Annotated in this window: 29 protein-coding genes, 1 other RNA gene and 2 pseudogenes; 24 read left to right on the top strand and 8 right to left on the bottom strand. The window is 68.2% G+C overall.

Annotation, left to right across the window (positions count from 1 at the left end; translation table 11 throughout):
* The first annotated feature begins 29 nt into the window (after positions 1-29).
* The gene (gene polX, locus JJB11_RS00325) at positions 30-1,781 is read left to right on the top strand and encodes a DNA polymerase/3'-5' exonuclease PolX (RefSeq protein WP_201165915.1); all 1,752 of its coding nucleotides are present in this window, start codon (positions 30-32) and stop codon (positions 1,779-1,781) included.
* A gap of 37 nt (positions 1,782-1,818) precedes the next feature.
* On the opposite strand, the gene JJB11_RS26305 is transcribed toward polX, so the two are convergent.
* Positions 1,819-1,953, bottom strand: coding sequence for a hypothetical protein (locus JJB11_RS26305; RefSeq protein WP_277988745.1), 135 nt, complete (start codon positions 1,951-1,953; stop codon positions 1,819-1,821).
* Positions 1,954-2,016: 63 nt separating this feature from the next.
* Positions 2,017-2,610, bottom strand: a complete 594-nt coding sequence (locus tag JJB11_RS00320; protein ID WP_201165914.1) for a nitroreductase family protein — start codon at positions 2,608-2,610, stop codon at positions 2,017-2,019.
* A gap of 171 nt (positions 2,611-2,781) precedes the next feature.
* Here JJB11_RS00320 and JJB11_RS26715 point away from each other — a divergent pair.
* The 7 genes and pseudogenes from JJB11_RS26715 to JJB11_RS00285 form a co-directional block, all read left to right on the top strand.
* Positions 2,782-2,943: pseudogene (locus JJB11_RS26715) on the top strand (type II toxin-antitoxin system RelE/ParE family toxin); the annotation flags it as partial.
* Positions 2,944-3,076: 133 nt separating this feature from the next.
* A complete protein-coding gene (locus JJB11_RS00310; protein WP_201165913.1) occupies positions 3,077-3,403 on the top strand; it encodes an addiction module antidote protein in 327 nt (108 codons plus the stop codon).
* 72 nt (positions 3,404-3,475) lie between these two features.
* Positions 3,476-3,892, top strand: coding sequence for a hypothetical protein (locus tag JJB11_RS00305; RefSeq protein ID WP_201964522.1), 417 nt, complete (start codon positions 3,476-3,478; stop codon positions 3,890-3,892).
* 180 nt (positions 3,893-4,072) lie between these two features.
* On the top strand, positions 4,073-4,735 hold the full coding sequence (locus JJB11_RS00300) for a DUF6064 family protein (protein ID WP_201165911.1): 663 nt from the start codon (positions 4,073-4,075) through the stop codon (positions 4,733-4,735).
* 15 nt (positions 4,736-4,750) lie between these two features.
* Positions 4,751-4,963: pseudogene (locus tag JJB11_RS00295) on the top strand (tryptophan-rich sensory protein); the annotation flags it as partial.
* An 80-nt stretch (positions 4,964-5,043) separates the two neighbouring features.
* A complete protein-coding gene (locus tag JJB11_RS00290) occupies positions 5,044-5,394 on the top strand; it encodes a YciI family protein (RefSeq protein WP_201165910.1) in 351 nt (116 codons plus the stop codon).
* Between the two features lie 167 nt (positions 5,395-5,561).
* The gene (locus JJB11_RS00285) at positions 5,562-5,780 is read left to right on the top strand and encodes a hypothetical protein (RefSeq protein ID WP_201165909.1); all 219 of its coding nucleotides are present in this window, start codon (positions 5,562-5,564) and stop codon (positions 5,778-5,780) included.
* A 10-nt stretch (positions 5,781-5,790) separates the two neighbouring features.
* On the opposite strand, the gene JJB11_RS00280 is transcribed toward JJB11_RS00285, so the two are convergent.
* Complete coding sequence (locus JJB11_RS00280) at positions 5,791-6,879, bottom strand: AI-2E family transporter (RefSeq protein WP_201165908.1); 1,089 nt, start codon at positions 6,877-6,879, stop codon at positions 5,791-5,793.
* A 130-nt stretch (positions 6,880-7,009) separates the two neighbouring features.
* On the opposite strand from JJB11_RS00280, the gene JJB11_RS00275 reads away from it, so the two are divergent.
* Positions 7,010-7,813, top strand: a complete 804-nt coding sequence (locus JJB11_RS00275; protein WP_201165907.1) for a crotonase/enoyl-CoA hydratase family protein — start codon at positions 7,010-7,012, stop codon at positions 7,811-7,813.
* A 147-nt stretch (positions 7,814-7,960) separates the two neighbouring features.
* Here JJB11_RS00275 and JJB11_RS00270 read toward each other — a convergent pair whose 3' ends face one another.
* Positions 7,961-8,383: an acyl-CoA thioesterase gene (locus JJB11_RS00270; protein ID WP_201165906.1), complete on the bottom strand. Its 423-nt coding sequence runs from the start codon at positions 8,381-8,383 to the stop codon at positions 7,961-7,963.
* A gap of 39 nt (positions 8,384-8,422) precedes the next feature.
* Between JJB11_RS00270 and JJB11_RS00265 the strand changes: the two genes are divergently transcribed.
* From JJB11_RS00265 to htpX, 15 genes are all read left to right on the top strand, one after another.
* Positions 8,423-10,348 (top strand): ABCB family ABC transporter ATP-binding protein/permease, encoded by a 1,926-nt coding sequence (locus JJB11_RS00265; RefSeq protein WP_201165905.1) that lies wholly within the window; start codon positions 8,423-8,425, stop codon positions 10,346-10,348.
* 3 nt (positions 10,349-10,351) lie between these two features.
* Positions 10,352-10,771 carry a GNAT family acetyltransferase gene (locus JJB11_RS00260; protein WP_201165904.1) on the top strand — a complete coding sequence of 140 codons (420 nt, stop codon included), beginning with the start codon at positions 10,352-10,354 and terminating at the stop codon, positions 10,769-10,771.
* Positions 10,772-10,828: 57 nt separating this feature from the next.
* Entirely contained in the window at positions 10,829-11,248 is a 420-nt protein-coding gene (locus JJB11_RS00255) for a hypothetical protein (protein ID WP_201165903.1), read from the top strand.
* A complete protein-coding gene (locus JJB11_RS00250; protein WP_201165902.1) occupies positions 11,223-11,696 on the top strand; it encodes a metallophosphoesterase family protein in 474 nt (157 codons plus the stop codon). The genes JJB11_RS00255 and JJB11_RS00250 overlap by 26 nt, the downstream gene beginning before the upstream one ends.
* A gap of 23 nt (positions 11,697-11,719) precedes the next feature.
* Positions 11,720-12,136: a VOC family protein gene (locus JJB11_RS00245; RefSeq protein WP_201165901.1), complete on the top strand. Its 417-nt coding sequence runs from the start codon at positions 11,720-11,722 to the stop codon at positions 12,134-12,136.
* A gap of 48 nt (positions 12,137-12,184) precedes the next feature.
* The gene (locus JJB11_RS00240; protein WP_201165900.1) at positions 12,185-12,541 is read left to right on the top strand and encodes a polyhydroxyalkanoate granule-associated phasin; all 357 of its coding nucleotides are present in this window, start codon (positions 12,185-12,187) and stop codon (positions 12,539-12,541) included.
* Between the two features lie 112 nt (positions 12,542-12,653).
* A complete protein-coding gene (locus JJB11_RS00235) occupies positions 12,654-13,601 on the top strand; it encodes a LysR substrate-binding domain-containing protein (protein WP_201165899.1) in 948 nt (315 codons plus the stop codon).
* Positions 13,602-13,760: 159 nt separating this feature from the next.
* On the top strand, positions 13,761-14,648 hold the full coding sequence (locus JJB11_RS00230; protein ID WP_201165898.1) for an amino acid ABC transporter substrate-binding protein: 888 nt from the start codon (positions 13,761-13,763) through the stop codon (positions 14,646-14,648).
* Between the two features lie 63 nt (positions 14,649-14,711).
* A complete protein-coding gene (locus JJB11_RS00225; RefSeq protein WP_201165897.1) occupies positions 14,712-15,476 on the top strand; it encodes an amino acid ABC transporter permease in 765 nt (254 codons plus the stop codon).
* Positions 15,476-16,144 carry an amino acid ABC transporter permease gene (locus JJB11_RS00220; RefSeq protein WP_201165896.1) on the top strand — a complete coding sequence of 223 codons (669 nt, stop codon included), beginning with the start codon at positions 15,476-15,478 and terminating at the stop codon, positions 16,142-16,144. Before JJB11_RS00225 ends, JJB11_RS00220 begins: the two co-directional genes overlap by 1 nt.
* Before the next feature lie 28 nt (positions 16,145-16,172).
* Entirely contained in the window at positions 16,173-16,910 is a 738-nt protein-coding gene (locus tag JJB11_RS00215) for an amino acid ABC transporter ATP-binding protein (RefSeq protein WP_201166965.1), read from the top strand.
* Between the two features lie 131 nt (positions 16,911-17,041).
* Positions 17,042-18,076 (top strand): dihydroorotase, encoded by a 1,035-nt coding sequence (pyrC, locus tag JJB11_RS00210; protein ID WP_201165895.1) that lies wholly within the window; start codon positions 17,042-17,044, stop codon positions 18,074-18,076.
* Positions 18,073-18,825, top strand: a complete 753-nt coding sequence (locus JJB11_RS00205; RefSeq protein ID WP_201165894.1) for an NYN domain-containing protein — start codon at positions 18,073-18,075, stop codon at positions 18,823-18,825. The genes pyrC and JJB11_RS00205 overlap by 4 nt, the downstream gene beginning before the upstream one ends.
* Before the next feature lie 3 nt (positions 18,826-18,828).
* Positions 18,829-19,602 carry a DUF3025 domain-containing protein gene (locus JJB11_RS00200; RefSeq protein ID WP_201166964.1) on the top strand — a complete coding sequence of 258 codons (774 nt, stop codon included), beginning with the start codon at positions 18,829-18,831 and terminating at the stop codon, positions 19,600-19,602.
* 69 nt (positions 19,603-19,671) lie between these two features.
* Entirely contained in the window at positions 19,672-20,541 is an 870-nt protein-coding gene (htpX, locus tag JJB11_RS00195) for a protease HtpX (protein ID WP_201165893.1), read from the top strand.
* An 18-nt stretch (positions 20,542-20,559) separates the two neighbouring features.
* Here the strand turns inward: htpX and JJB11_RS00190 are convergent, their stop codons facing one another.
* The 4 genes from JJB11_RS00190 to JJB11_RS00175 all read right to left on the bottom strand — a co-directional run bounded on the left by JJB11_RS00190 (position 20,560) and on the right by JJB11_RS00175 (position 24,381).
* A complete protein-coding gene (locus tag JJB11_RS00190) occupies positions 20,560-21,207 on the bottom strand; it encodes a c-type cytochrome (protein ID WP_201165892.1) in 648 nt (215 codons plus the stop codon).
* A gap of 38 nt (positions 21,208-21,245) precedes the next feature.
* Complete coding sequence (locus JJB11_RS00185) at positions 21,246-22,733, bottom strand: cytochrome C (RefSeq protein ID WP_201165891.1); 1,488 nt, start codon at positions 22,731-22,733, stop codon at positions 21,246-21,248.
* 142 nt (positions 22,734-22,875) lie between these two features.
* An RNA gene (gene rnpB, locus JJB11_RS00180) (RNase P RNA component class A) lies at positions 22,876-23,272 on the bottom strand.
* A 35-nt stretch (positions 23,273-23,307) separates the two neighbouring features.
* A complete protein-coding gene (locus JJB11_RS00175; protein WP_201165890.1) occupies positions 23,308-24,381 on the bottom strand; it encodes a M48 family metallopeptidase in 1,074 nt (357 codons plus the stop codon).

Here is a 24,381-nt window from a genome sequence, read left to right as displayed (position 1 = left end):
GTTCTCTTTCGACGAAAGGAACGAGCCGCATGGCCTATTCCAATGCTGCCGCCGCGGCCGTCTTCGACGAGATCGCCGACCTGCTGGAGGTGCAGGGTGGCAACGCATTTCGCGTGCGGGCTTACCGCAATGCCGCGCGCACGCTGGCCGGCCTCGGGCGCAGCGCGAAGGAAATGATCGCGGCCGGCGAAGACCTCGATGACCTGCCCGGGATCGGCAAGGACCTCGCCGGCAAGATCGCGGAGATCGTCGCCACCGGCAGCTGCGTCCAGCTCGATGCGTTGCGCAAGGAACTGCCAGAAGGGATCACGGAGTTGCTGCGGCTCCCCGGCATCGGCCCCCGGCGCGTGCAGGCGCTGCGTGGAGCCCTGGGCGTGCAGTGCCTGGCCGACCTGCAGGCCGCGGCGGAACAGGGGCGCATCCGCGGCGTGCGCGGCTTCAGCCGCGACGCCGAGCGTCGCATCCTCGACGCCATCATCGCCCTCCTGAAGACGCAGCGGCGCGTGCCGCTCGCGACGGCGGCGCCGATGGCCGCGGCGCTGCTGGCCGAACTGCAAACCGTGGCCGGCGTGCAGCAGGCAGCCGTCGCCGGCAGCCTGCGCCGTCGGCGCGACACGGTCGGCGACATCGACCTGCTGGTGAGCGCCGGCAGGGGATCGCCGGTGATGGAGCGCTTCGCTGGAGGCAACGGCGTGCAGCGTGTGCTGGCCAAGGGCAGCACCCGGGCCAGCATCGTGCTGCAAGGCGGTGTGCAGGTGGACTTGCGGGTGGTGCCGCAGGCGAGCTTCGGCGCGGCGCTGCTGTACTTCACAGGCTCGAAGCCGCACAACATCGCGCTGCGCCGGCTCGCGCAGGAGGCGGGACTCAAGCTGAACGAATACGGCCTGTTCCAGGGCGCGCACAGGGTGGCGGGTGACACCGAGGAGTCCGTCTACCGCGCGCTCGGACTGCCGTGGATCGATCCCGAACTGCGAGAGGACAGCGGCGAACTCGATGCGGCGCGTGCCGACCGCCTGCCGCATCTGGTGCGCCTGCAGGAGCTGCGCGGAGACTTGCATGTCCACACGAGCGACAGCGACGGCCGCGACAGCCTGCGCGTCATGGCGGAGGCGGCTGCGGCCCGCGGCCTGTCCTATATCGCCGTCACGGACCATTCCCGTCGCCTGGCCATCGCGCACGGCCTGGATGCCGGACGGCTGGCCCGCCAGATCGACCTGATCGACGCGATGAACGAGCAACTTTCGGGCATCACGCTGCTCAAGGGCGTCGAGGTCGACATCCTGAAGGATGGCAAGCTGGACCTGCCGGGCGCGATCCTGCAGCGGCTGGACCTGGTGGTGGGTGCCGTGCACGAGCGCTTCGACTTGCCGGCCGACCAGCAGACCGCGCGGCTGCTGCGTGCCATGGACCATCCGTACTTCAGCATCCTGGCCCATCCCGCCGCGCGCCTGCTCGGCGAACGGGAGCCCTGCGCGTTCGACCTCGAGCGCGTGTTGCGGCATGCGCGCGAACGCGGCTGCTTCATGGAACTGAACGGACAGCCGACCCGGCTCGACCTGGACGACCATGCCTGCCGCATGGCACGCGACATCGGCGTGCTGGTCAGCATCGCGAGCGATGCGCACGGACTCCTCGAATTCGGCCACCTCGACTGGGGCGTGGGACAGGCCCGCCGGGGATGGCTGGAAGCGCGGCACGTCCTGAACACGCGGCCGCTGGAGGAGGTCCGTCGGCTGCTGGACGCGACGATGGGGCGGAGCGAGGCAGCCGTCACCTCTTGAACCTCGTTCGCGCGAACAAGCCCTCGAACGGCGACGGCTAGGTGCCGCCGGCCGCTGCGGCTGCCAACAGGAGCAGCACCGTCAACGTGGCCCAGCGCAGCGCCTTCTGGCGGCTCCGCGTGGAACGCCCGGGGCCGCGAGCGGCCGCGGCCGGAGAGGTGAAGTTCGACATGGCTATTTCCTTCAAGCTCCTGTGAGCGGCATGGGTCCAGCAGGTGGATCGAGTGCGCCTCCTTCAGTGGCTGGGTTTCGGCGATGCGGTGACCGTCTGCGTGAGCGCGATGCGTTGCCGGGCGCGCAGCCCGAGCAGGTGCGCGAGCTGCGGGTGGAACCATTCCTCCCCTCGCGCGACCAGCCCGGAAGCGGTCGAACAGGCAGCGACCTTGCCGGCGACGGTCGCCACGTCCGCGCCGGGGATGTGGCCCGTTTCTTCCCAGGTGTCGGCCTCGTCGCCAGCGCCCGTGACGTAGACCAGGGCGATCGCAGGGCCCGGCTCCGTGCCGCGGGATCCGGTCCAGGGGCGCGCGTCGTGGGCGCTGACCAGCACCAGCGCGTGGTCGCAAGCGTCGTACCGGTAGCAGCCATCGGGCAGGCAGACATAGGCCTCCACTTCCCGCACGCCGCGGCAACTGGGGACGGCGCGGCCGCCGCTGCCGCGGCGGTTCAGTCCGAAGCCCGCCCACAGCATGTTCGAGACCTGCTCGAGGGAGATGGCGGTCGGGGCAGCGGCACGGAGTGTCCCGGTCCTGGGCGCGCGCGCAGAGCCGGACCGCTGCGGGAGAGGCAGCAGGGATTCATCCGGGTGCGGATGCTCCTGGGTCTGCGTCACGGTCGGTCTCCAACGGGAAGATGTACCAAGAATGCGCCGCGCACGCGGGAGCGCCTTGAGCTGGCGCAAGTGAATTCGCCAGTCACCGTGCCGGTCACTCTTGCGTTCAACCGCAAAGTCAGCCAGCCTCTGAGCTTGACGCGCTTGTAGTCCATGGGATACAGTTAACCCATGCGCGTGGAGATGACCGAGGTCTACCGAGACTGGATCAACTCTCTGAGAGACCGGGTCGGCCGCGCGCGGATCCAGGTGCGGGTGGATAGGCTGGTCCATGGAAATCCTGGCCAGTACAGAGTGCTGACCGGGGGTGTGAGTGAACTGAAGATTGACTTCGGACCTGGGCATCGGGTGTATTACACCGAGCGCAGGGGAGTGCTGATGTCCTCCTTGCCGGCGGCGACAAATCGACGCAGCAGAAGGACATTGAGGCAGCGCTCTGCCTTGCGAAGGGCTTGCAGGAGTAGCGATGGCAAGGGCAGCAAAGACGAAGGACTCCGCGACCGCGCGGACGAAGACGATCGCGTACGACGTCGCGGAGCAACTGCGAACGCCGGAAGAAATGGCGGCATATCTGGATGCCTGGCTGGAAGAGGCTCCCGAGGACGCAGCCGGGATTGCGCGTGCCCTTGGCGACATTGCGCGGGCCAAAGGAATGAGCCAGGTCGCAAGAGACGCAGGCCTGAGCCGAGAGAGCCTCTACAAGGCGCTCAGCGAGAACGGAAATCCCAGCTTTGCCACGGTGCTCAAGGTGGTGCGGGCTCTCGGGGTGAAGTTCCATGCACACGCTGCGTGAGTTGCGGTCGAACAGAGCAGTCGGCAGGGACGTTCTCGCGCCCACCCGGGAGCCAACGCGATGACGTGGGGAATGTATGGTGCCTTCATCTTCACGGTGGCCTTGCTGGTCTTCACCGCGTACTTCCTGCTGGGCGGCCTGCCGCTGCTCGTACTCAAACACGATGTGCCACTCGATGCGCGGTTCGTGCGGTCATTCTTCAACGTCTACTACAAGGTCACGTTCTGGGCAGCCGTGGGAGCGGCCCTGAGCTATGCGCTGTGGGGACGCGTCGCCTTCGCGATCGGCGCGGTGGGCATCGCCATCCTGGTGACGGTTCTTCGTAAACACTTCCTCGACGCGATGGAGGAGGTCGGCGCACGCATCGAGGGCAGCGATGCGGAGCCGATCCGACGCTTCAGGCGGATGCACGGTACCGCGCTATTGATCAACGTGGCCCTGCTGGCCGTCCTCGTCTGGGGCACGATTCGGCTGTCGCAATCCGTATGAACAACCCCCGCGGTCGCCAGCGCCGTGCAACAGTTCGAGGCGGTGTACTCGGCACGCTGTCGCGCCAGGCGAGCCAACTGGACGCGTAGGGCTGGTCCGGCGTGAAGCAGGCGCTGCCGCCTTTTGCAGAGGTTGGAACCGAACCTAGCCTGCTGCCCACGCGAGCACGAGGACCGGCCGATGCGCCTTCCATTCACCACCGCGCAGTTCTTCGACGTCATCCAGTCGTACAACGAAGCCGTCTGGCCCTCGCAGCTTGCGCTGGGTGCCGCCGGCGTCTGCGCACTTGTGCTGGCCTGCGTGGACAAGCGCTGGGCATCGCAGGTGGGCTGGTCCATCCTGGCCTTGCTCTGGGCCTGGATCGCTGTCACGTACCAGTTCGCGTTCTTTGCGCAGATCAATCCCGCTGCCTACGCGTTCGGCGTCCTGTTCCTGCTGGGCGCGCTGGCTTTCCTGTGGTTCGGCGCGGTGCGCGGCGCCTCCGTGTTCCGATTGCAGCGCGACGCACGCACCGTGCTGGGACTCGCGCTGGTGCTCTATGCCTTGGTCGCGTATCCGATCTGGTCGTCGCTGTCAGGTCACGCGTATCCGCATCTGCCGACCTTCGGCCTTCCGTGCCCGACGACGATCTTCACCGTGGGCATGCTGGCGCTGGCGCGCGGCCGCGTGGCGCGGTGGGTGTTCGTCGCGCCGATCGCGTGGTGCGCCATCGGCGTCCAGGCAGCGTTCCTGCTGGACGTGGCCCCGGACCTGGGCCTGGGCGTGGCCGGCCTGGTTGCCATACTCCTGGCAATCCGCCCGGACGCTTGGCCGCCGCCCCAGCGGGCGGACACGGGTCACTGATAGCTCGCAGCGAATGCGCTGTGGTCGCGGCTGTTCTTCAACTGGGACCGCGGCGCGCTGGCGGCGGCGGAGGTGGCGCTGCTGCTGGTACTGGTCGCGTGGACGGCCGTCGCGTTCGCGCGCATCAGCCGCGTGGCCGGCTTGCTGTTGGTTCCGTACGTGCTGTGGGTCGGCTTCGCGTCAGTGCTGACCTGGGCGGTGTGGCGGGCGAATCCGGATTTGCTTTGACGACGGCAGGGGCTTGCGAGCGCCCGAGCGAATCGGCCCTTCGGCAGTAGACTGGGCACCCCAGGTCGAAGGAGGTCAGCATGAAGCGATTTCTCGCAGTCTTCACCGGTTCCCCGGACGCGATGTCGCAATGGGAAAAGCTCTCCGAGCCGGAGCGCCGCCAACGCGAGTCGCAAGGCATCACCGCCTGGAAGAAGTGGGCGGCCGACAACCAGGCAGCTATCGTCGAAATGGGCGGCCCCCTCAGCCGCACCAAGCTGGTCGGCAAGTCCGGCGTGAGCGACATTCGTAACAACCTCGCCGGCTTCACGGTGGTTCAAGCGGAATCGCAGGACGCTGCTGCCCGCCTGTTCCTGGACCATCCTCACTTCACGATCTTCCCGGGCGAGGGCGTCGAGGTGATGGAGGTGCTGCCGGTTCCCGCGGGATAGGGCCGCGCCCTGCAGGCTCCCGCCGGCTTCCGCGGCGATGCTGCTGTGGATCGCGCCTGGCACTCGCTACAACGACTCGGCGGCCGGCGGTGGGATGACCCCACGCGGCGCTCTCACTCGCGCCCCTGGGCGTCGGAAATGCGCCCTCTTGAAGCACAATCGCGGCCATGCCCAATATCCCCGCAGTACAGGCCATCGATCCCGAGGAATTCCTGATCGTCATCGAAGACGCCGCCGACCTCAGCGCGAAAGAGCTCGCCGAAGAACGCAAGGCCAAGGTCGAGGAGCTGCGCAAGCGCAGCTGGATGTCCGAGACGGCTGAACAGCTCGCCGGGCGCATCCCCACCTCCGTGTTCGCGATGGGGGGCCTCGGCAGCGGCAGCTGAGTCGCGGCGTTCAGCCGCCCGGCGGCACGCTGGGCTGCTGCCGCACCGAGGCCAGCATCTCCCAGCTGACGAGGAAGACCGCCGCGATCACCGGGCCGATGACGAAGCCGTTGAGCCCGAACACCACGATGCCGCCGAGCGTGGCCACCAGCACCAGGTAGTCCGGCATGCGCGTGTCCTTGCCGACCAGCACCGGACGCAGGAAGTTGTCGATCAGGCCGATCACGACGGTGCCCCAGACCACCAGCCCGACTCCCTTGATCAACGCGCCGGTGAAGAAGTAGTACAGCGCGACGGGGCCCCACACCATGGCGGCCCCGACCGCGGGCAGCAGCGACAGCAGCGCCATCACGGCGCCCCACAGCACCGCGCCTGCCAGTCCCAGGAACCAGAAGGCCAGGGCGCCCAGGGCGCCTTGCACCAGCGCCACGGCGATGTTGCCCTTCACCGTTGCCCGCACCACCGTCGCGAACTGCGTCAGCAGCCGGCGCGTGTGCTGCGGATGCAGCGGGATCGACCGCGCCACCGACTGCGAGAGCCGGTCACCGTCGCGGAACAGGAAGAACAGCATGTACAGCATCACGAAGAACGCGACGATGAAGTCCATGGTCACCTGCCCGATGCCGACCACGCGCGTGGTGAGGGCGTGGCCGCTGTTGCCCAGCACCGCCATGATCTTCTGCTGCACCAGGCTGAGATCTGCGATGCCGAAGCGGTGCAGGAGGTTGCGCAGCCACTCCGGCAGGCTCGCGATCGCCTGGTCGAAGTAGGTCCCCAGCTGGAACTTGCCGGTGCGCATGGCGTCGACCAGCAGGGAGGCTTCCTGCGTGATCGACGACGCGAGCGTCGCCAGCGGCAGGATCACGATCAGCAGCACGACGGTGAGTGAGGCGGCCGCCGCCATGTTGCGCCGCCCATGGCTGCCGCGCAGGAAGCGCTGGTGCATCGGCCAGAACACGATGGCGATGAACACGGACCAGCACACCGCGCCGAAGAAGGGCCACAGGATGAGCACGAACAGCACCGTGGCCACCAGCACCAGGAACAGCAGCGACTTCGACTCCAGGTCGGGGTTCTGCAGCGGGTTGGGCGCACTCATCCGGACGAGCGTATCAACAAACCCGCCGCCCGGGGGCTGCTTGTCTCGGCTTGTAGCGGCGCCAGGCGGCGGGGATCAGCGCACGTTTCCGCTACGTGCGCGCGCGCCGCTGCCGCGGTGTAATGCGCGGATGCAGCCAGACTCCGTTCGCATCGAGCAGCAGGGCGCCGTCACCATCGTCACGCTGGATCGCGCCGACGTCCGCAATGCGGTGGACGCCGACACGGCGCGGCGCCTCCACGCCGCCTTCGTGGCCTTCGACGAGGATCCGGAGGCGCGCGTGGCCGTGTTCCACGGCGCGAATGGGCATTTCTGCGCCGGGTGGGACCTGCAGTTCGGTGCGCGCATGGCGCAGCAGCCGGGCGGGGCCGGCGTGCTCGCGGACCTCGACTTCGATGCCGCGGACGCGAGGGCGCTGGCTCCAATGGGACCCTCGCGGCTGTTGCTGGACAAGCCCGTGATTGCAGCCGTCAGCGGCGCCGCCGTCGCCGGCGGCATGGAGCTGGCGCTGTGGTGCGACCTGCGCGTGCTGGAGGAGGATGCCTACTTCGGCGTGTACTGCCGCCGCTTCGGCGTGCCCCTGATCGACGGCGGCACCGTGCGCCTGCCGCGGCTCATCGGCATGGGCCACGCGATGGACCTGATCCTCACCGGCCGCAAGGTGGAAGCCGCCGAGGCGCTGCAGATGGGCCTGGCCAACCGCGTCGTCCCGCGCGGCCAGGCGCGCGACGCAGCGATCGCGCTGGCCGAGCAGCTAGCCCGCTTCCCGCAGGAGACGATGCGCGCCGATCGCCGCAATGCCTACGAGCAATGGGGCAAGCCGCTGCCCGAGGCGCTGCACGCCGAATGGCAACGCAGCAAGCCCCGCATCCCCGATGCGCTGGAAGGCGCGGCCCGCTTCGCGCAGGGCGAGGGACGGCACGGCAAGTTCTGAAGAAGGCAGGAGCGGACCACCGGACGCAGAGGTCGCAAAAGAGCGAAAGGACGCAGATGGACTTCCCTTTTTTAATTGGATGTCCTTTTGCGTCCTCTGCGTAACCTTTGCGTCCTCTGCGTCCGGTTGTTTGTCTTCACTGCCCGATCAACGCGGAATCGCCTGCGGCTTGCCGTTGTCGTCGATCGCCACGTAGGTCACCAGCGCTTCGGTCACCTTGACGAATGCGCCTTGCTCGCGGAAGCGTTCGGCGAAGACTTCCACGTCCACGGTGATCGAGGTCCGGCCAATGCGAGTGACCGAAGAGTAGAAGCTGAGGATGTCGCCCACGCGCACCGGCTGCTTGAAGATGAATTCCTTCACCGCCACGGTCGCCATGCGACCGCGGATGATGCGCGCCGGCAGCACCGAGCCGGCGAGGTCCACCTGCGCCATCACCCAGCCGCCGAAGATGTCGCCGTTGCCGTTGGTGTCCGCCGGCATGGGGATCACCTTCAGCACCAGTTCCTTGTTGGAAGGCGGGGTCGCCGGAGCGGGATGCGCGGGGGGCGCGCCTGGATTTGCGGACATGGGCACAATCTCCGGAAAGAACCGAACGGATTGTCCCCCATGCGCCGCAGCGGCGAACTGAGTTCCTCCTCCCTCCCCCTTCCCGCCGGCGGCGCGGCGCAGTCGCGCTCCGACTGGAGCACGCTCAAGCGCCTGTTCCCCTATCTCTGGGACTACAAGTGGCGCGCCCTGGGCGCGCTGCTGTTCATGGTGGGCGCCAAGCTGGCGAACGTGGGCGTGCCGCTGCTGCTGAAGCACCTCATCGACGCGATGGACATCAAGAAGACCGACCCGGCGGCGCTCCTCGTCGTGCCGGTCGGGCTGCTCGTGGCCTACGGGCTGCTGCGCCTGTCCACGTCGCTGTTCACCGAACTGCGCGACCTCGTGTTCTCGAAAGCGACGCAGGGCGCGGCGCGCAGCATCGCCTTGCAGACCTTCCGGCACCTGCATGCGCTGTCGCTGCGCTTCCATCTCGAGCGCCAGACCGGGGGCATGACGCGCGACATCGAGCGGGGCGTGCGCGGCATCGAGTCGCTGATCTCGTATTCGCTCTACAGCATCGTGCCGACGCTGATCGAGGTCACGATGGTGCTGACCATCCTGGCCGTGAAGTTCGATGTCTGGTTCGCCTGGATCACCATCGCCGCGCTGGTCGTGTACATCGTCTTCACGGTCACCATCACCGAGTGGCGCACCAAGTACCGGCGCGAGGCCAACGAGTTCGATTCGGCCGCCCACACCAAGGCGGTCGACTCGCTGCTGAACTACGAGACGGTCAAGTACTTCAACAACGAGGAGTTCGAGGCGAATCGTTACGACGAGAGCCTCAAGCGCCTGCGCATCGCCCGCCTGAAGGCGCAGACGACGCTTTCGATGCTGAACACGGGCCAGCAGCTGATCATCGCGATCGGGCTGGTCGCGATGCTGTGGCGCGCGACCACCGGCGTGGTCGAAGGGCGCATGACGCTGGGCGACCTGGTGATGATCAACGCCTACATGATCCAGCTGTACATCCCGCTGAACTTCCTGGGCGTGCTGTACCGCGAGATCAAGCAGAGCCTCACCGACCTGGACAAGATGTTCACGCTGATGGAGAAGGAGCGCGAGGTGGCGGACAAGCCGGGGGCGCTGCCCTTGGGCGCGCGCCCCCACCCCAACCCTCCCCCAGGGGGGGAGGGAGGAAGAGGGGAGCCCGGCCCTTACCGCAGGGGAGAGGGTGCAGGAGGATGGACCGTGCGCTTCGAGCACGTCACCTTCGCCTACGAGCCGGCGCGCACCATCCTGCACGACGTGAGCTTCGAGATTCCGGCCGGCAAGACCGTGGCGGTGGTCGGGCCCTCGGGCTCGGGCAAGTCCACGCTGGCGCGGCTGCTGTACCGCTTCTACGACGTGCAGCAGGGCCGCATCACCATCGCCGGCCAGGACGTGCGCGAGGTGACGCAGGCCAGCGTGCGGCAGGCGATCGGCATCGTGCCGCAGGACACGGTGCTGTTCAACGACACGGTGGAATACAACATCGCCTATGGCCGCCCGGGCGCTTCGCGCGCCGAGGTGGAGGAGGCCGCGCGCGCCGCGCGCATCCACGATTTCATCGCCTCCACGCCCAAGGGCTACGGCACCATGGTGGGCGAGCGGGGCCTGAAGCTTTCCGGCGGCGAGAAGCAGCGCGTGGCCATCGCGCGCACGCTGCTGAAGGATCCGCCCATCCTGATCTTCGACGAAGCGACGTCGGCGCTGGACAGCGCCAACGAACGCGCCATCCAGGCGGAGCTGAAGAGCGCAGCGCAGAACAAGACCGCGCTGGTGATCGCGCACCGGCTCTCCACCGTGGTGGACGCGCACGAGATCCTGGTGATGGAGGCAGGCCGCATCGTCGAACGCGGCACCCACCAGCAGTTGCTGGCGCGGAGCGGCCGCTACGCCGACATGTGGGCCCTGCAGCAGAGCGCCGAGGGCGAGCGCTTCGCGGAAGTGATCGGGATGTAGCCGATGCAGATCCGCCCGTTCCGCGACGACGACGAACCAGCGGTGGTCGCCCTGTGGCGCGCGTGCGGCCTCACGCGGCCCTGGAACGATCCGCACAAGGACATCGCGCGCAAGCGCATCGTGCAGCGCGAGATGTTCCTGGTCGGCGAACTGGATGGCCGCGTGGTCGCCACCGTGATGGCGGGCTACGACGGGCATCGCGCGTGGATGTATTACCTGGCGGTAGCTCCCGCGCACCAGAGGCAAGGCCTGGGCACGCTGCTGGTGCGGCGCGTCGAGGAGGAGATGCTGGTGCGCGGCTGCCCCAAGGTGAGCCTGCTGGTGCGCAGCGCCAACGAGCAGGTGCGGGCGTTCTACCGCAAGCTCGGCTACGCGCAGGACGACTCCGTGCCGCTGGGCAAGCGGCTGATCCCCGACGAGTAGCGGCTTGCCACGGACAGCGAAACCGGTACGCTTGTCGCCTCGACGAGGGAGGTTCGCATGGTCCCCTGGTTCTTCTTCTGGGCCCCGCAGCTCACGATGCCCTTCGGTGGGGCCGTGGCGCAGGACATCCGGCCCGACACCAACTGGTTCTTCGCCGGCATCGCGCCGGCCTCGGGCGATCCCGTGATCGAGCGCAAGGCCTTCGAAGTCGCGACGTATGGGCGGCAGCTGGGCCTGATCACCGAGGTGCTGGCCGACCTCGCGACACAGGCGCCACCGAAGACGGCTCAGGGCCGCAAGTCGCTGCAGCGCCTGCGCGAGATCCAGGCGCGTATCGAGGACGTCAAGGAGCGCGATGCGATCGACGTGCTGGAGCAGATCGACAGCCTGCTGGCCCGATTGAAGAAGACCCACCCGGAGCGGCTCGCCGCCGCCCGCCAGCGCATCGCGCATGCCCTCGCGGTCGACGAAGGCTGAAGCGCTGCGCATCGGCGTCGTCTCCGACACGCACAACCTGCTGCGGCCGGAGGTGCTCGAGTACCTGCGCGGCAGCGACCACATCGTGCACGGCGGCGACATCTGTGGCGACGCCGTGCTGCAGGCGCTGCGTGCGCTTGCGCCGCTCACCGCCGTGCGCGGCAACAACGACCACGGTGCCTGGGCCGGCGCGCTGCCGGACCAGGTGACGGTGCGCCTGGGCGGCATCGCGATCCACGTAGTCCACGACCTCAAGGATCTCGTGCTGCCAGAGGACGCACGCGTGGTGATCTGCGGCCACTCGCACAAGCCCAGCGTGGCGGAGCGCGAGGGCGTGCTGTACGTGAATCCGGGCAGCGCCGGGCCTCGGCGCTTCAAGCTCCCGATCTCGGCCGGCGAGCTGCGCATTGCGGGCGCAGCGGTCGAGGCAAAGCTCGTGCAGTTCTGAGGCAGCCGGTCCACAATGGGCGCATGCTGCGCATCCGCGAGATCGACCACCTGGTGCTGCGCGTCCGTGACGTGGACGCGATGATTCGCTTCTATGGCGAGGTGCTGGGCTGCCCGGTGCACCGCATCGACGAGAAGATCCGTCTGGTGCAGTTGCGCGCCGGCCGCGGGCTCATCGACCTCATCCCGGTCGACAGCGAACTGGGCCGGGCGGGCGGCGCCGCGCCGGGCCGCGAAGGGCGCAACCTCGATCACTTCTGCCTGCGCGTGGATCCCTGGGACGCGGATGCGATCGGAGCGCACCTGCGCGCCCACGGTGTCGAGCCCGGACCGGTGGCGCAGCGCTTCGGCGCCGAAGGGCAGGGCCCGTCGCTGTACCTCAGCGACCCGGAGGGGAATACGGTGGAACTGAAAGGCCCGCCGGTCGGCTCCGCGGATTGACGAAGACGGCCGACACGGTTCGGCGGCCGCGGCACCCATACTGGCCGCATGACACGTACCCGCTCCACCACCCTGGCACGCCAGGCCACCGAACTCGCGGTCGCCGTTCCGCAGGTGATGGCGCACCGCCTGACGCGCATGGCGCTGGCCGGTCCCGTTCCCAATGCGCGCGACCGCCGCGAGTTCCACGGCATGGCACAGGAGAAGGCGCACGCGTTCTGGCAGTCCTGGTTCGCCATGGGCTGGGCCATGACGCAGGCGATGCAGCAGGCCTGGATGGCGATGCTGCAAGGCGCGCGCGTGCCGCTGGTGGATACGCAGGCAGTGCTCGCGCGCGGCCTGGCGCCGGTGCATCGCAAGGCGACGGCGAACGCGCGTCGGTTGGCGCGTACGCCCTTGCGCTGACAAGCTGGGGTTCGCTGCGCTCACCGCCAGCCTACGGTTCGCTGGGACGAGCATTGGTAGGCTGGCGGTGAGCGACAGCGAACCCCAGCTTCGCCCTCCATAATCCCCGGCCATGGAAACCAAGTGGCTGGAAGACTTCGTCAGCCTGGCCGAGACGCGCAGCTTCAGCCGCTCGGCGCAGTTGCGCCACGTGACGCAGCCGGCCTTCTCGCGCCGCATCCAGGCGCTGGAGGCGTGGGCCGGCACGGACCTCGTGGATCGCAGCTCGTATCCGACCCGGCTGACGCCCGCCGGCGAGACGCTGTACGCGCAGTCCATCGAGATGCTGCAGGCGCTGCACAACACGCGCGCCATGCTGCGCGGCCACGCGTCCGCGGGGCAGGACGTCATCGAATTCGCGGTGCCGCACACGCTGGCCTTCACCTTCTTCCCGGCCTGGGTGTCCAGCCTGCGCGAACGCTTCGGCCCCCTCAAGAGCCGCCTGATCGCGCTGAACGTGCACGACGCCGCCATGCGCCTGGTCGAAGGCAGCTGCGACCTGCTGATCGCCTACCACCACCCGTCGCAGCCGCTGCAGCTCGATGCCGACCGCTACGAGATGATCACGCTGGGCTCCGAATCGCTGGCGCCGTACAGCCGCCCCGATGAGCACGGCCAGCCCCTGTTCCGGCTGCCGGGCCGCCCCGCGCAGCCGCTGCCTTACCTGGGATACGCGCCGGGCGCCTACCTCGGGCAGCTGACGGACTTGCTGTTGAAGCAGTCCGGCACCGCCATCCACCTCGACCGCGTGTACGAGACCGACATGGCCGAAGGCCTCAAGGCCATGGCAACCGAAGGGCACGGCGTCGCCTTCCTGCCGCACAGCGCCGTGCAGAAGGAGCTGCGTGCGGGCGCGCTCGCCGGCGCCTGGCCGGCGGACCTGCCGCCGCTGGCGATCACGATGGAAGTGCGTGCGTATCGCGCACGGCCTTCGGGCAAGCAGCCGGCCAAGGGCACGGCGCAGGCGCTCTGGGGCTACCTGGGGCAGGCCGCGCAGGATGGAACACTGCCGAAACCCTGACGGTGCCGGCGCTGCACCGTATGCACCGGGCACAAACCCTGCTTACCGGGTGTTCCCGCAGGCCCTAAGCTTCCGCCACCCGCGGCAAGCGGCGGGGCGCGCCGTCGCGCCTAGAATTTCGGCTTGCCTCTGTTTAAACGCACCTCCCAGGAGATTGGAATGAAAAAGAAATTGCTGCTGGCTGCCGCCCTGACCGCAGTGGCGTTCGGCGCCTTCGCGCAGCCGAACGACACCATCGCCAAGGTCAAGGCGGCCGGCAAGGTGGTGATGGGCACGCGCGAATCCTCGGCGCCCCTGGCCTACACCCTGGGCAATAACCAGTACACGGGCTACCACGTGGAGCTGTGCCAGCGCATCCTGAAGTCCATCTTCCCGGGCGTGCCGGTCGAGTACGTCGCCGTCACCTCCGCCAACCGCATCCCGCTGGTGCAGAACGGCACCGTGGACATCGAGTGCGGCTCCACCACGAACAACGAGGCCCGCGAGAAGGACGTCGCGTTCGCGCTGACCACGTACGTGACCGAAGTGCGCACGGCGGTGAAGGCGAACTCGAACATCAAGTCCGTGGCCGACCTGAACGGCAAGACCGTGGCCACCACCACCGGCACGACCTCGGTCGCCCTGCTGCGCAAGAACAAGCGCGCGCAAGGCATCCAGTTCAAGGAGGTCTACGGCAAGGACCACGCCGACAGCTTCCTGCTGCTGGAGTCCGGCCGTGCCGACGCGTTCGTGATGGACGACAACATCCTGGCCGGCCTGATCGCGGGTTCGCAGAGCCCCAAGGAGTACAAGATCGTCGGCGAGACCCTGAACGTGGAGCCGATCGCGCTGATGATCCGCAAGGACGATCCCAAGTTCAAGCAGGCAGTCGACGACTACATCCGCAAGGCGATGAAGGACGGCGAGATCAAGCTGCTGTACAACAAGTGGTTCATGCAGCCCATCCCGCCGAAGAACACCAGCGTGAACCTGCCGATGGGCAAGATCCTCACCGATCTCGTCGCGCACCCGAACGACAAGCCGGCCGAAGCCTTCAACAACCAGTAAGAAGCTGAGCGGCGCACCGGCCGCGCGCAGCGGCCGGTGCTTCGAGAACAACGAGGAGGGCGGATGGCGCTCGATTGGCAGATCTTCTGCCAGGACACGATCGACCGGACCGTGGTCAAGGGGTGCTTCGGCACCGGCGGGCCCAAGGGCACGCAGACCTACCTGGACTGGCTGCTGCAGGCCTGGGGCCAGACGGTGCAGGTCTCGGCGCTGGCGCTGGTCGTGGCCCTGGTCATCGGCGCGCTGGTCGGCACGATCCGCACGCTTCCGGACAGTCCCGTGCTCGCGCGCATCGGGAACTGGTGGGTGGAGTTGTTCCGCAACATCCCCCTGCTGGTCCAGATCTTCCTCTGGTACCACGTCATGCCGGTGCTGATCCCGGCCTTCGCCGATACGCCCAAGCTGGTACTCGTGGTGCTGGGGCTGGGCCTCTTCACCTCGGCGCGCATCGCGGAGCAGGTGCGCGCGGGCGTGCAGGCGCTGCCGCGCGGCCAGCGCTACGCCGGCATGGCGATGGGCTTCACCACGGTGCAGTACTACCGCTACGTCCTGCTGCCCATGGCCTTCCGCATCATCATCCCCCCGCTCACCAGCGAGGCGATGAACATCTTCAAGAATTCCTCGGTGGCGTTCGCGGTGTCGATCACCGAGCTGACCTTCTACGCGCAGCAGGTCGGCGAGGAGACGGCGCACGGCATCGAGGTGTACATGGCGGTCACGGCGCTGTACATCGTGTCGGCCTTCGCGATCAACCGCATCATGGCCTTCATCGAGAAGCGCGCGCGCGTGCCGGGCTTCGTCGCGCACACCGGCGGGGGCGGGCACTGATGCACGCACTCGACTTCTCCTTCTTCACCGGCGAGGTCTTCCGCTCCTACATCCTGAACGGGATGTACTTCAGCTTCGCGCTGACGGGGGTCTCCACGCTCGGCGGCATCGTCTTCGGCACCATCCTCGCACTGATGCGCCTGTCGGGCCGCAAGGTGCTGGACCTGCCCGCGGCGATCTACGTCAACGGCATGCGCTCCATCCCGCTGCTGATGGTGCTGCTGTGGTTCTTCCTGCTCGTGCCCTTCATCATCGGCCGGCCGATCGGGGCGGAGCTGACCGCGGTGATCACCTTCGTCGCCTTCGAGGCGGCGTACTTCTCGGAGATCGTGCGCGCGGGCATCCAGTCCATCGCGCGCGGGCAGGTGTTCGCGGGCCAGGCGCTCGGCATGAGCTATGGCCAGAACATGCGGCTGGTGATCCTGCCGCAGGCCTTCCGCAACATGATCCCGGTGTTCCTCACGCAGACCATCATCCTGTTCCAGGACACGTCGCTGGTCTACATCATCACGGCGCACGACATGCTGCACGGCTTCACCGTGGCCGGCAACAACCTGAGCCATCCGCGCGAGAGCTACATCCTCGCCGCGGTCTTCTATTTCATCATCTGCTTCACGCTCTCGTATCTCGTGAAGCGGCTGCAGAAACGCATCGCCATCATTCGCTGAAGGACACGCCATGAGCGACCAACGACCCATGATCGACATCCGCAACGTCTCCAAGTGGTACGGCCCGGTGCAGGTGCTCAACGACTGCTCGGTGCGCATCGACAAGGGCGACGTGGTGGTGGTCTGCGGGCCTTCGGGCTCGGGCAAGTCCACGCTGATCAAGACCGTCAACGGGCTGGAGCCGATCCAGAAGGGCGAGATCTTCGTGGACGGCACGCAGGTGAACGATCCCAAGACCGACCTGCCGAAGCTGCGCAGCCGCGTAGGCATGGTGTTCCAGAACTTCGAGCTGTTCCCGCATCTCTCGGTGACCGAGAACCTCACCATCGCCCAGATCAAGGTGCTGGGGCGCAGCGTCGACGAGGCGAAGGCGCGCGGGCTGAAGATGCTCGATCGCGTGGGCCTGATGGCGCACAAGGACAAGTTCCCCGGCCAGCTCTCGGGCGGCCAGCAGCAGCGCGTGGCGATCGCCCGCGCGCTGTCGATGGACCCGATCGCGATGCTGTTCGACGAGCCGACCTCCGCGCTCGACCCCGAGATGGTGGGCGAGGTGCTGGACGTGATGGTGGGCCTGGCGAAGGAGGGCATGACCATGATGGTGGTCACGCACGAGATGGGCTTTGCGCGCAAGGTGGCGAACCGCGTCATCTTCATCGACGTGGGCGGCCGCATCCTCGAGGACTGCAGCAAGGAAGAATTCTTCGGCAACCTCGAGGCGCGCCAGCCGCGCACGAAGGACTTCCTGAACAAGATCCTCAGCCACTGAGGCTTGCTTCTCCCACCCCCACCGGGGGAGGGCGGGGGTGGGGGCGCCCGCGAGGCGCTGGGGTTCGCTGCGCTCACCGCCAGCCTACGGACGTCCGCGGGCCCGGCGGCCGCAAATGGGACAATCCCGGGATGTCCCAGACCCTCACCATCACCCGCCCCGACGACTGGCACCTGCACGTGCGCGACGGCGCGGCCATGGCTTCCGTTGTGCCGCATTCCGCGGCGCAGTTCGCCCGGGCGTTGATCATGCCCAACCTGAAGCCGCCCGTGACCACGGCGGCGCTGGCGAACGCGTACCGAGAGCGCATCCTGGCCGCCGTGCCGAAAGGCGTGCAGTTCCAGCCGCTGATGTCGCTGTACCTCACGGACCACCTGGCGCCCGGGGAGATCGCGCGCGCCAGGGCGGACGGCGTGGTCGCCGTGAAGCTCTATCCCGCGGGCGCGACCACCAACAGCGCCGCCGGCGTGACCGACATCCGCAAGACCTACCCGACGCTGGAAGCCATGCAGCGCGCCGGCATGCTGCTGCTGGTGCACGGCGAGGTCACCGACCCGGACGTCGACATCTTCGACCGCGAAGCCGTGTTCCTGGAGACGAAATTGCAGCCGCTGCGCCGCGACTTCCCCGAGCTGAAGATCGTCGTCGAACACATGACGACGAAGGAAGCGGTGCAGTACGTGCGCGACGCCGATCGCTTCACCGCCGGCACGATCACTGCGCACCACCTCCTGTACAACCGCAACGCGATCTTCACCGGCGGCATTCGCCCGCATTACTACTGCCTGCCGGTGCTCAAGCGCGAGGTGCATCGCCAGGCGCTGGTCGATGCCGCCACCAGCGGCAGCGCCAAGTTCTTCCTGGGCACCGACAGCGCGCCGCACCCGGCGGTGCTGAAGGAGCATGCGCTGGGCTGCGCCGGCTGCTACACCGCGCTCTCGGCGATGGAGCTCTATGCCGAAGCATTCGACAATGCCGGCGCGCTCGACAAGCTCGAAGGCTTCGCCAGCTTCCATGGCGCCGACTTCTACGGCCTGCCGCGCAACACGGGCAAGCTCACGCTGAAGAGGGAAGAGTGGCAGCTGCCGGAGAAGGTGCCCTTCGGCGAAGCGGAGCTCAAGCCCCTGCGCGGCGGCGAGATGCTGCCGTGGCGGGTGGTGGCATGAACGCCGGCAAGCCACGCGTGGCGCTGCTGATCGACGCCGACAATTCGCCGGCCTCGAAGATCGGCCTGATCCTCAACGAGCTGTCCACGTTCGGCGAGACCAACGTGCGGCGCGCCTACGGCAACTGGAAGAAGAACGAGCTGAAGGGCTGGGAAGAGCAGCTGCACGAGCACGCGATCCGTCCCATGCAGCAGTTCGATTACACCAAGGGCAAGAACGCCAGCGACATGGCCATGGTGATCGACGCGCTGGACCTGCTGTACACCGACAGCCCCGACGCCTTCGGCATCGTGAGTTCCGACGCGGACTTCACGCCGCTCGTGATGCACCTGCGCGCCAAGGGCGCCGCGGTGTACGGCTTCGGCGCCCGCAAGACGCCGGAGCCCTTCGTCAACGCATGCTCGCGCTTCCTGTTCCTCGACGAGCTGCAGGGCGGGGACGCCGACAGCGAGGCCGGCGAATCAGAACGCTCGCAGCCCCTGCGCAGGACGCCGGCGGAACTGCGCCAGGACCGCCGGCTGGTGGACCTGCTGCGCAACGCGGTGCGCTCCGCCGCGGACGACGAGGGCTGGGCCCGCGTGAACGCGGTGCGCCAGCAGATCGGCAACCAGGCTTCCTTCGATCACCGCAACTACGGTTACTCCACACTGACCAAGCTGCTCGCGGCCATCGACCTGTTCGATCTCGCCGACGAAGGCAAGTCCAGCGTGGCGGTGCGCGAGAGGAAGGCCCGCCGCGGAAAGGCCTAGGTGCTGCCTGCGCTGGACTGGAGCGCGCCGTGGCTCGCGCCCTGGCGCGAGCCGGGTGAGCGCGTCGCCGCGCAGGTGGCCGCGGGTCGGCCGCAGCACGCAGCGCTGAACGATGCGGGCGCCGGTCCGGTGCGCTTCGTGCTGCAGGAGGAACTGCCCGCCGGCAGGCCTTACGAGCAGTACATCTTCGAGACCGGCCAGTGCCCCGTGCGCCCCGGACTGCACGACTTCTTCAATGCGCTGGTCTGGATGCGCTTCCCGCGCGCGAAGGCGGCGCTGAACCGGCTGCAGGCGACCGAGATCGCCCGGGCCGGCATAGGCGCGCGGCGCGGACCGGTGCGCGATGCGATCACCGTGTTCGACGAGAACGGCGCGCTGCTGCAGGCGCCGCCCGCGCTGTGGGCCGCGCTGCAGGAGCGTGCCTGGCAGCGCCTGTTCGTGGAGCTGCGGCCGCTGTGGGCGCAGGCGCGGCTCTGGATCTTCGGGCACGCGCTGCTGGAGCAGCTCGCCGTGCCGCGCAAAGGGCTGACGGCCCACGTGTGGCGTGCCGACGCTGCTCTCGATTCAGGAGCGGCGGCGGACGAATGGCTGGCCGCGCAGTGCACGCCGCAGGCCCTGGCCGGCAAGCCGTTCACGCCGCTGCCCGTGCTCGGCGTGCCCGGCTGGTGGCCCGGAAACGAGGACTTTTCCTTTTATGATGACTCCCTCGTATTCCGTCCACGCAAGACGCCAGAACCCACTCCAACAACAACGTCCGCGGGATCCTCGCGCTCTTGATTTCCGCCGGCGCCGGCCGCATCTGGCGCGCGAGGGTGCATCTCATCCACCCTACGGAGTGTCCAAGCAATGAAACGCATCTTCCTCTTCCTGGCAACCAATCTCGCCGTGGTCGTCGTGCTCGGCGTGGTCGCCAGCCTGCTGGGGGTCAACCGCTACCTCACCGCGAACGGGCTGAACCTGGGCGCGCTGCTGGTGTTCGCCTTCATCATGGGCTTCGGTGGCGCCATCATTTCGCTGCTGCTGTCCAAGACGATCGCCAAGTGGAGTGCGGGCGTGCAGGTGATCGAATCGCCGCGCAATGCCGACGAAGCCTGGATCGTCAACACCGTGCGCAAGTTCGCCGACCAGGCCGGCATCGGCATGCCCGAGGTCGGCATCTTCGAGGGCGAGCCCAACGCGTTCGCCACCGGCGCGTTCAAGAACAGCGCACTGGTCGCGATCTCCACCGGCCTCCTGCAAGGCATGACGCGCGAAGAGGTGGAGGCCGTGATCGGCCACGAGGTTTCGCACATCGCCAACGGCGACATGGTGACGATGACGCTGATCCAGGGCGTGATGAACACCTTCGTCGTGTTCCTGTCGCGCGTGATCGGCTACATCGTGGACGGCTGGCTCAGTCGCGGCGAGGACCGCCGCGGTCCCGGCATCGGCTACTTCATGACGACGATCGTGCTGGACATCCTGCTCGGCTTCGTCGCGGCCATGATCGTCGCCTGGTTCTCGCGCCAGCGCGAATTCCGCGCCGACCGCGGCTCGACGCAGCTGATGGGAAACAAGCAGCCCATGATCCACGCGCTCGCCCGGCTGGGCGGCATGGTGCCCGGCGAGCTGCCCAAGGGGCTGCAGGCTATGGGCATCACGTCCGGCGTGGGCAAGCTGTTCTCGACGCACCCGCCCATCGAGGAGCGGATCGCGGCGCTGCAGAAGGGCGCGTGAGAACCGGGTGCAGCGCCCTCACCGTGTGTCGAGGGCCTGCACGTACGCCGCCACGTCGCGCAGGTCCGCGTCATGCAGTTCATGCGCGACGACCTTCATGGCCGCGCCCGCCGGTCGCTCGTCGGTCCGCTGGAACACCATCAGCTGCTTGACGACGTAGTCCGCATGCTGTCCCGCCAGGCGCGGGAAAGCTTCGTGCCCCTGCGCCTTGTCGCCGTGGCACGAAGCGCAGGCCGGCACGCCGCGGTCGGGAATTCCGCTAGTGAAGATGCTCTCGCCCTTGTGCGCGTCGCCCACCCCGGCCGGCCTTCCCGCCGCGGGCGCCTGCGCGGCGTAGTACGAGGCCAGGGCCTGCATCTGCGCGTCGGTGAGGTGGCGGCTCAATCCCCACATGTACTCGAAACCCGCCGGGTCCTGGCGGCCATGGCTCTTGAAGGCCTGCAACTGGCTCAGGAGGTAGTCCGGAGTCTGGCCGGCGAGCTGCGGGAAGTTCGGCGAGACGCTGATACCGGTCATTCCGTGGCAGTTGGAGCAGACCTGCTGCGCGAGCGCGATCGCCGGCACGGCGGGGTCCGCCGTATTGCGCGAGCGCGTGGGCTCGGCGCAGCCGGCAACGAGCAGCATGAGTGACGCGAGCGAGAGCAGGGCGAAGCGGGAGCGTTGCATGGCGATCTCCGATCACGGGACGGCGGCCGTGCTGCCGTTCAATAGGCGGCCCAGATGTACAGGAACAGCGAGTTGTTGTCGCGCGCATTGCGGCCGAAGCCGTCGTAGTTCTCCGAGGCGCCGTTGTACTTCGTGTAGAAGGTGTACTGCGCGCCGATGCGGACGTACTGCAAGGGGGTCCAGAACGCCTCCAGCGTCCCACCGTTCGTGGCCGGGTTGCCGCTGAAGTTGCCGCCCACCCGTTGCGACGGCGCCTGCGCGCTCGGGTCGGTCGTGATGCCCAGCGTGTCGGGACTGAAGCCGGATGTCTGGTTGGCCGTATTGGTGGAGCCGGTGAGATGGAACAGCCCGAAGCTGCCTCCGTACGTGGCGCGGTACACGTAGGTGAGCTTGGCCCTGAGCAGGTTGGTGGTGTCGCTGCTGTTCGTGTTCGGCAGCGGATTTCCCAAGGCGTCGACGAAGGTCGCCGGCTGGTTGGCGAGCGCGTCGGGATAGCGATGGTGGCTGTGCTGGTAGACCATCTGCGCGGTGACCGAATGCGGGTCCAGCAGATACTGGTACTGCGCATCGAGCAGCAGGTCCTGCGTGTGGTGCAGGGTCGCGCTGTCGGAAGTGTCGAGCGGGTCGTCGTAGATCCTCGCCACCATGCCGGCGGTCCCCAGCATGATGTTGTGCGGACCCCATTCGTGGTTCCAGGCGAATCGCCAGTAAGGGTTGGCTCCCGAGAGCTTGGTGACGGCGTCGTTGCTCATGCCGGCGTGCATGAAGGACAGGGCTCCGCGCGATGTGCCGTAGGCGCCGATCTCCGCGTACCACGTCCGGTTCCAGAAGCCGTAGGCGGTGAGGCCCGCGATGTTGGAGCCCGCGGCATAGCCGGGGTAGGGCGCGGCGCCGTCGATGAAGCGGCTGCTGGTCGGAGACGGCACGGGCACGTACTGCATCCACGCGGCCGCCGTGTTCCACGGATCGGACACCGAGGGATTGTTGTTGAGGGACACCCCGAAGATGAAGTCACGGTTCCCGTTGACGAACCGGTCGGCGTAGCGCAGGTCGATGTTGTCGGCTTGCGAGTGGCCGTGGAAGCTGCCGGCCGCGTCCTGCGTCGCGTACGGGTCGTACGTGATCTGCGCGAAGGCCCCGATGTTCTCGGTGACCTTGCCGCCCAGGAACAGGCTGGCGGAGGCCACCAGGGCATCGCCGTTCTTCTGGAAGTCCTGCCCCGGCTCGTCGCTCTTGGACGTGTTCGCCACGCGCGAGCTGGACCCGAGCACCATCACGGACAACGGGACGGTCCGCTCGCCGATGGTGTACCCCGTCATCTTGAACATGCGCCCGTAGGGCGTCAGTTCCGGGAACTGGCCACCCGCATGGCAGGCGACGCAGTTCTGGCCGGTCTGGCGCGCGAACAGCGGCAGCGCATGCGCAGGGACGCATGCTCCCAGCAGGCCGGCGAAGGCCAGTACCCACGCCATCCAGCTGCCGCGGGCGCGCTGCCGGAACGAGAAAATCGGGGTGTCCGCAACCATGGCTTCTCCTTGTTGCGGATCGGACTCTCCGCCTGCCATGTGCGTTGGCGTTGATGAAAATCAATTGCCCGCGCATGCGCAGGGGGTGCGGTGCCCAGGCGGTCTCCAGGCTGACTCGAGCCTGAGCGCCGACAGGAAAATAGTGTGAAGCGCGCCGTTACGCCGGATTCTGTGCGCCCGGTTGCCCGGGCGTGACCGCCATTCTTCTGGGCCGGGAGTCGCCCCCACGGCTCGGTGCTACCTACCCGCCAGCCGCCCGCGGGCCACGGGATCCGGAGGACGGCGAACCGCCCTCCATCGCTGGCCTATTTGGTATTGCTGCGCGTAGAGATTGCCCGTTTCACCCGGTCTGCCGCTCACCCCCGAAAGGGCTTTGCGGCGGCTTGCGCCGCCGCGACGCGACATCCCGACTCGTCTCTGTTGCTCTGATCCTCACCTCACGGTGGACAGGTGTTGCCTGCTACGCTGCCCTGTGCAGTCCGGACGTTCCTCCAGTGCGGCCTTTCGGCCCTTGCACCAGCGACGGCCTGGCGTGCTTCACGGCGCGATTATCCCCGCAAGGCGCAGATCGCGCTCAGCGGCAGGACGGCGCGGCGTGCCGCAGCGCTTGCGCGCGCTGCGGCGTGTTCGGGTGGCTGCTCAGGAGCTCGCCGAAGCCGGCGCCCGGGCCGGCCCCCTGGTCGATCTTCATGAGCAGGTCCGCCATGGGCGTGGTGCCGCTGCCCGTGCGCGCCATCAGCGCCGCGGCGAAGCAGTCCGCCTCGCTTTCGTGCTCGCGCCGATAGGCGAGCCCGGTGAGCAGCGAGCCGCCGGTGGACAGGATCCACGACACGTCCCCGAGCGCGAGGCCCAGCCCCACGTTGAGCACGCCTTGCTCCACCACCGCGCGCGTCGTGTGCCGGTGGAACACGTGGCCCATCTCGTGCGCGAGCACGCCCGCCAGCGCATCGTCGCCCAGGTGCTCGCGGTCGGCGAGCTCCACGATGGCATCGGTCATGACGATGGTGCCGCCCGGCAGCGCGAAGGCGTTGGCAGGCATGCCGCGGCGGAACTGCAGCACCAGTTGCGGCTGGTAGCCTGGATAGCGGCGCAGGTCCGCGGGCACGGCGGCCGCCAGCGCGGCGAAACGCGCGCGCAGCGCGGCCTGGCGCTGCGCCGGCAACTGGGTCGGCCGGAGCATGCGCGCGTCCAGGTCGTGCAGCGCTCGCTCGGCCAGGCTGGTCTCCCATGCGAGCGGGACCTCGCGCGTGAGTTGCGTCGCGGCCCAGGGCGTGCCCCAGCGATAGAACGCGAGCGCGATCGCGGCGACGGCCAGCAGCGCCAGTGCGAAGCTGCTCCAGCGCGTCTGCATGCGCTGCGCGACCGAGGCCTTGTGGCCGGAAGCGGCGAGCGCCTGCTGCCAGCCCGCGGCATCGTCGATCTCCAGGCTGCCGCGCGCGCCGAGGTCCACGAGCACGCGCCTGGGCAGGCGGCGCGCGCTCCACTGCTCGGGCCAGCGCACCTGCGCGTGGCTGAGGACCAGCGACTCGCCGTCCGTGGCCTGCAGTGCGAGCGAGGGGCCGCGCGGCGCGGAGTGCAGGCGGACCTGCACCGCGCGCGCAGCGCTGCTGCGTCCGTCGAACCAGCGGCCCGCCAGCGCCTGCGTCAT

Source organism: Ramlibacter ginsenosidimutans (assembly GCF_016654015.1).
Lineage (GTDB): Bacteria > Pseudomonadota > Gammaproteobacteria > Burkholderiales > Burkholderiaceae_C > Ramlibacter > Ramlibacter ginsenosidimutans.
Note: the sequence above shows the minus strand (reverse complement) of the source record. Positions and strands in the feature narration are given on the sequence as shown.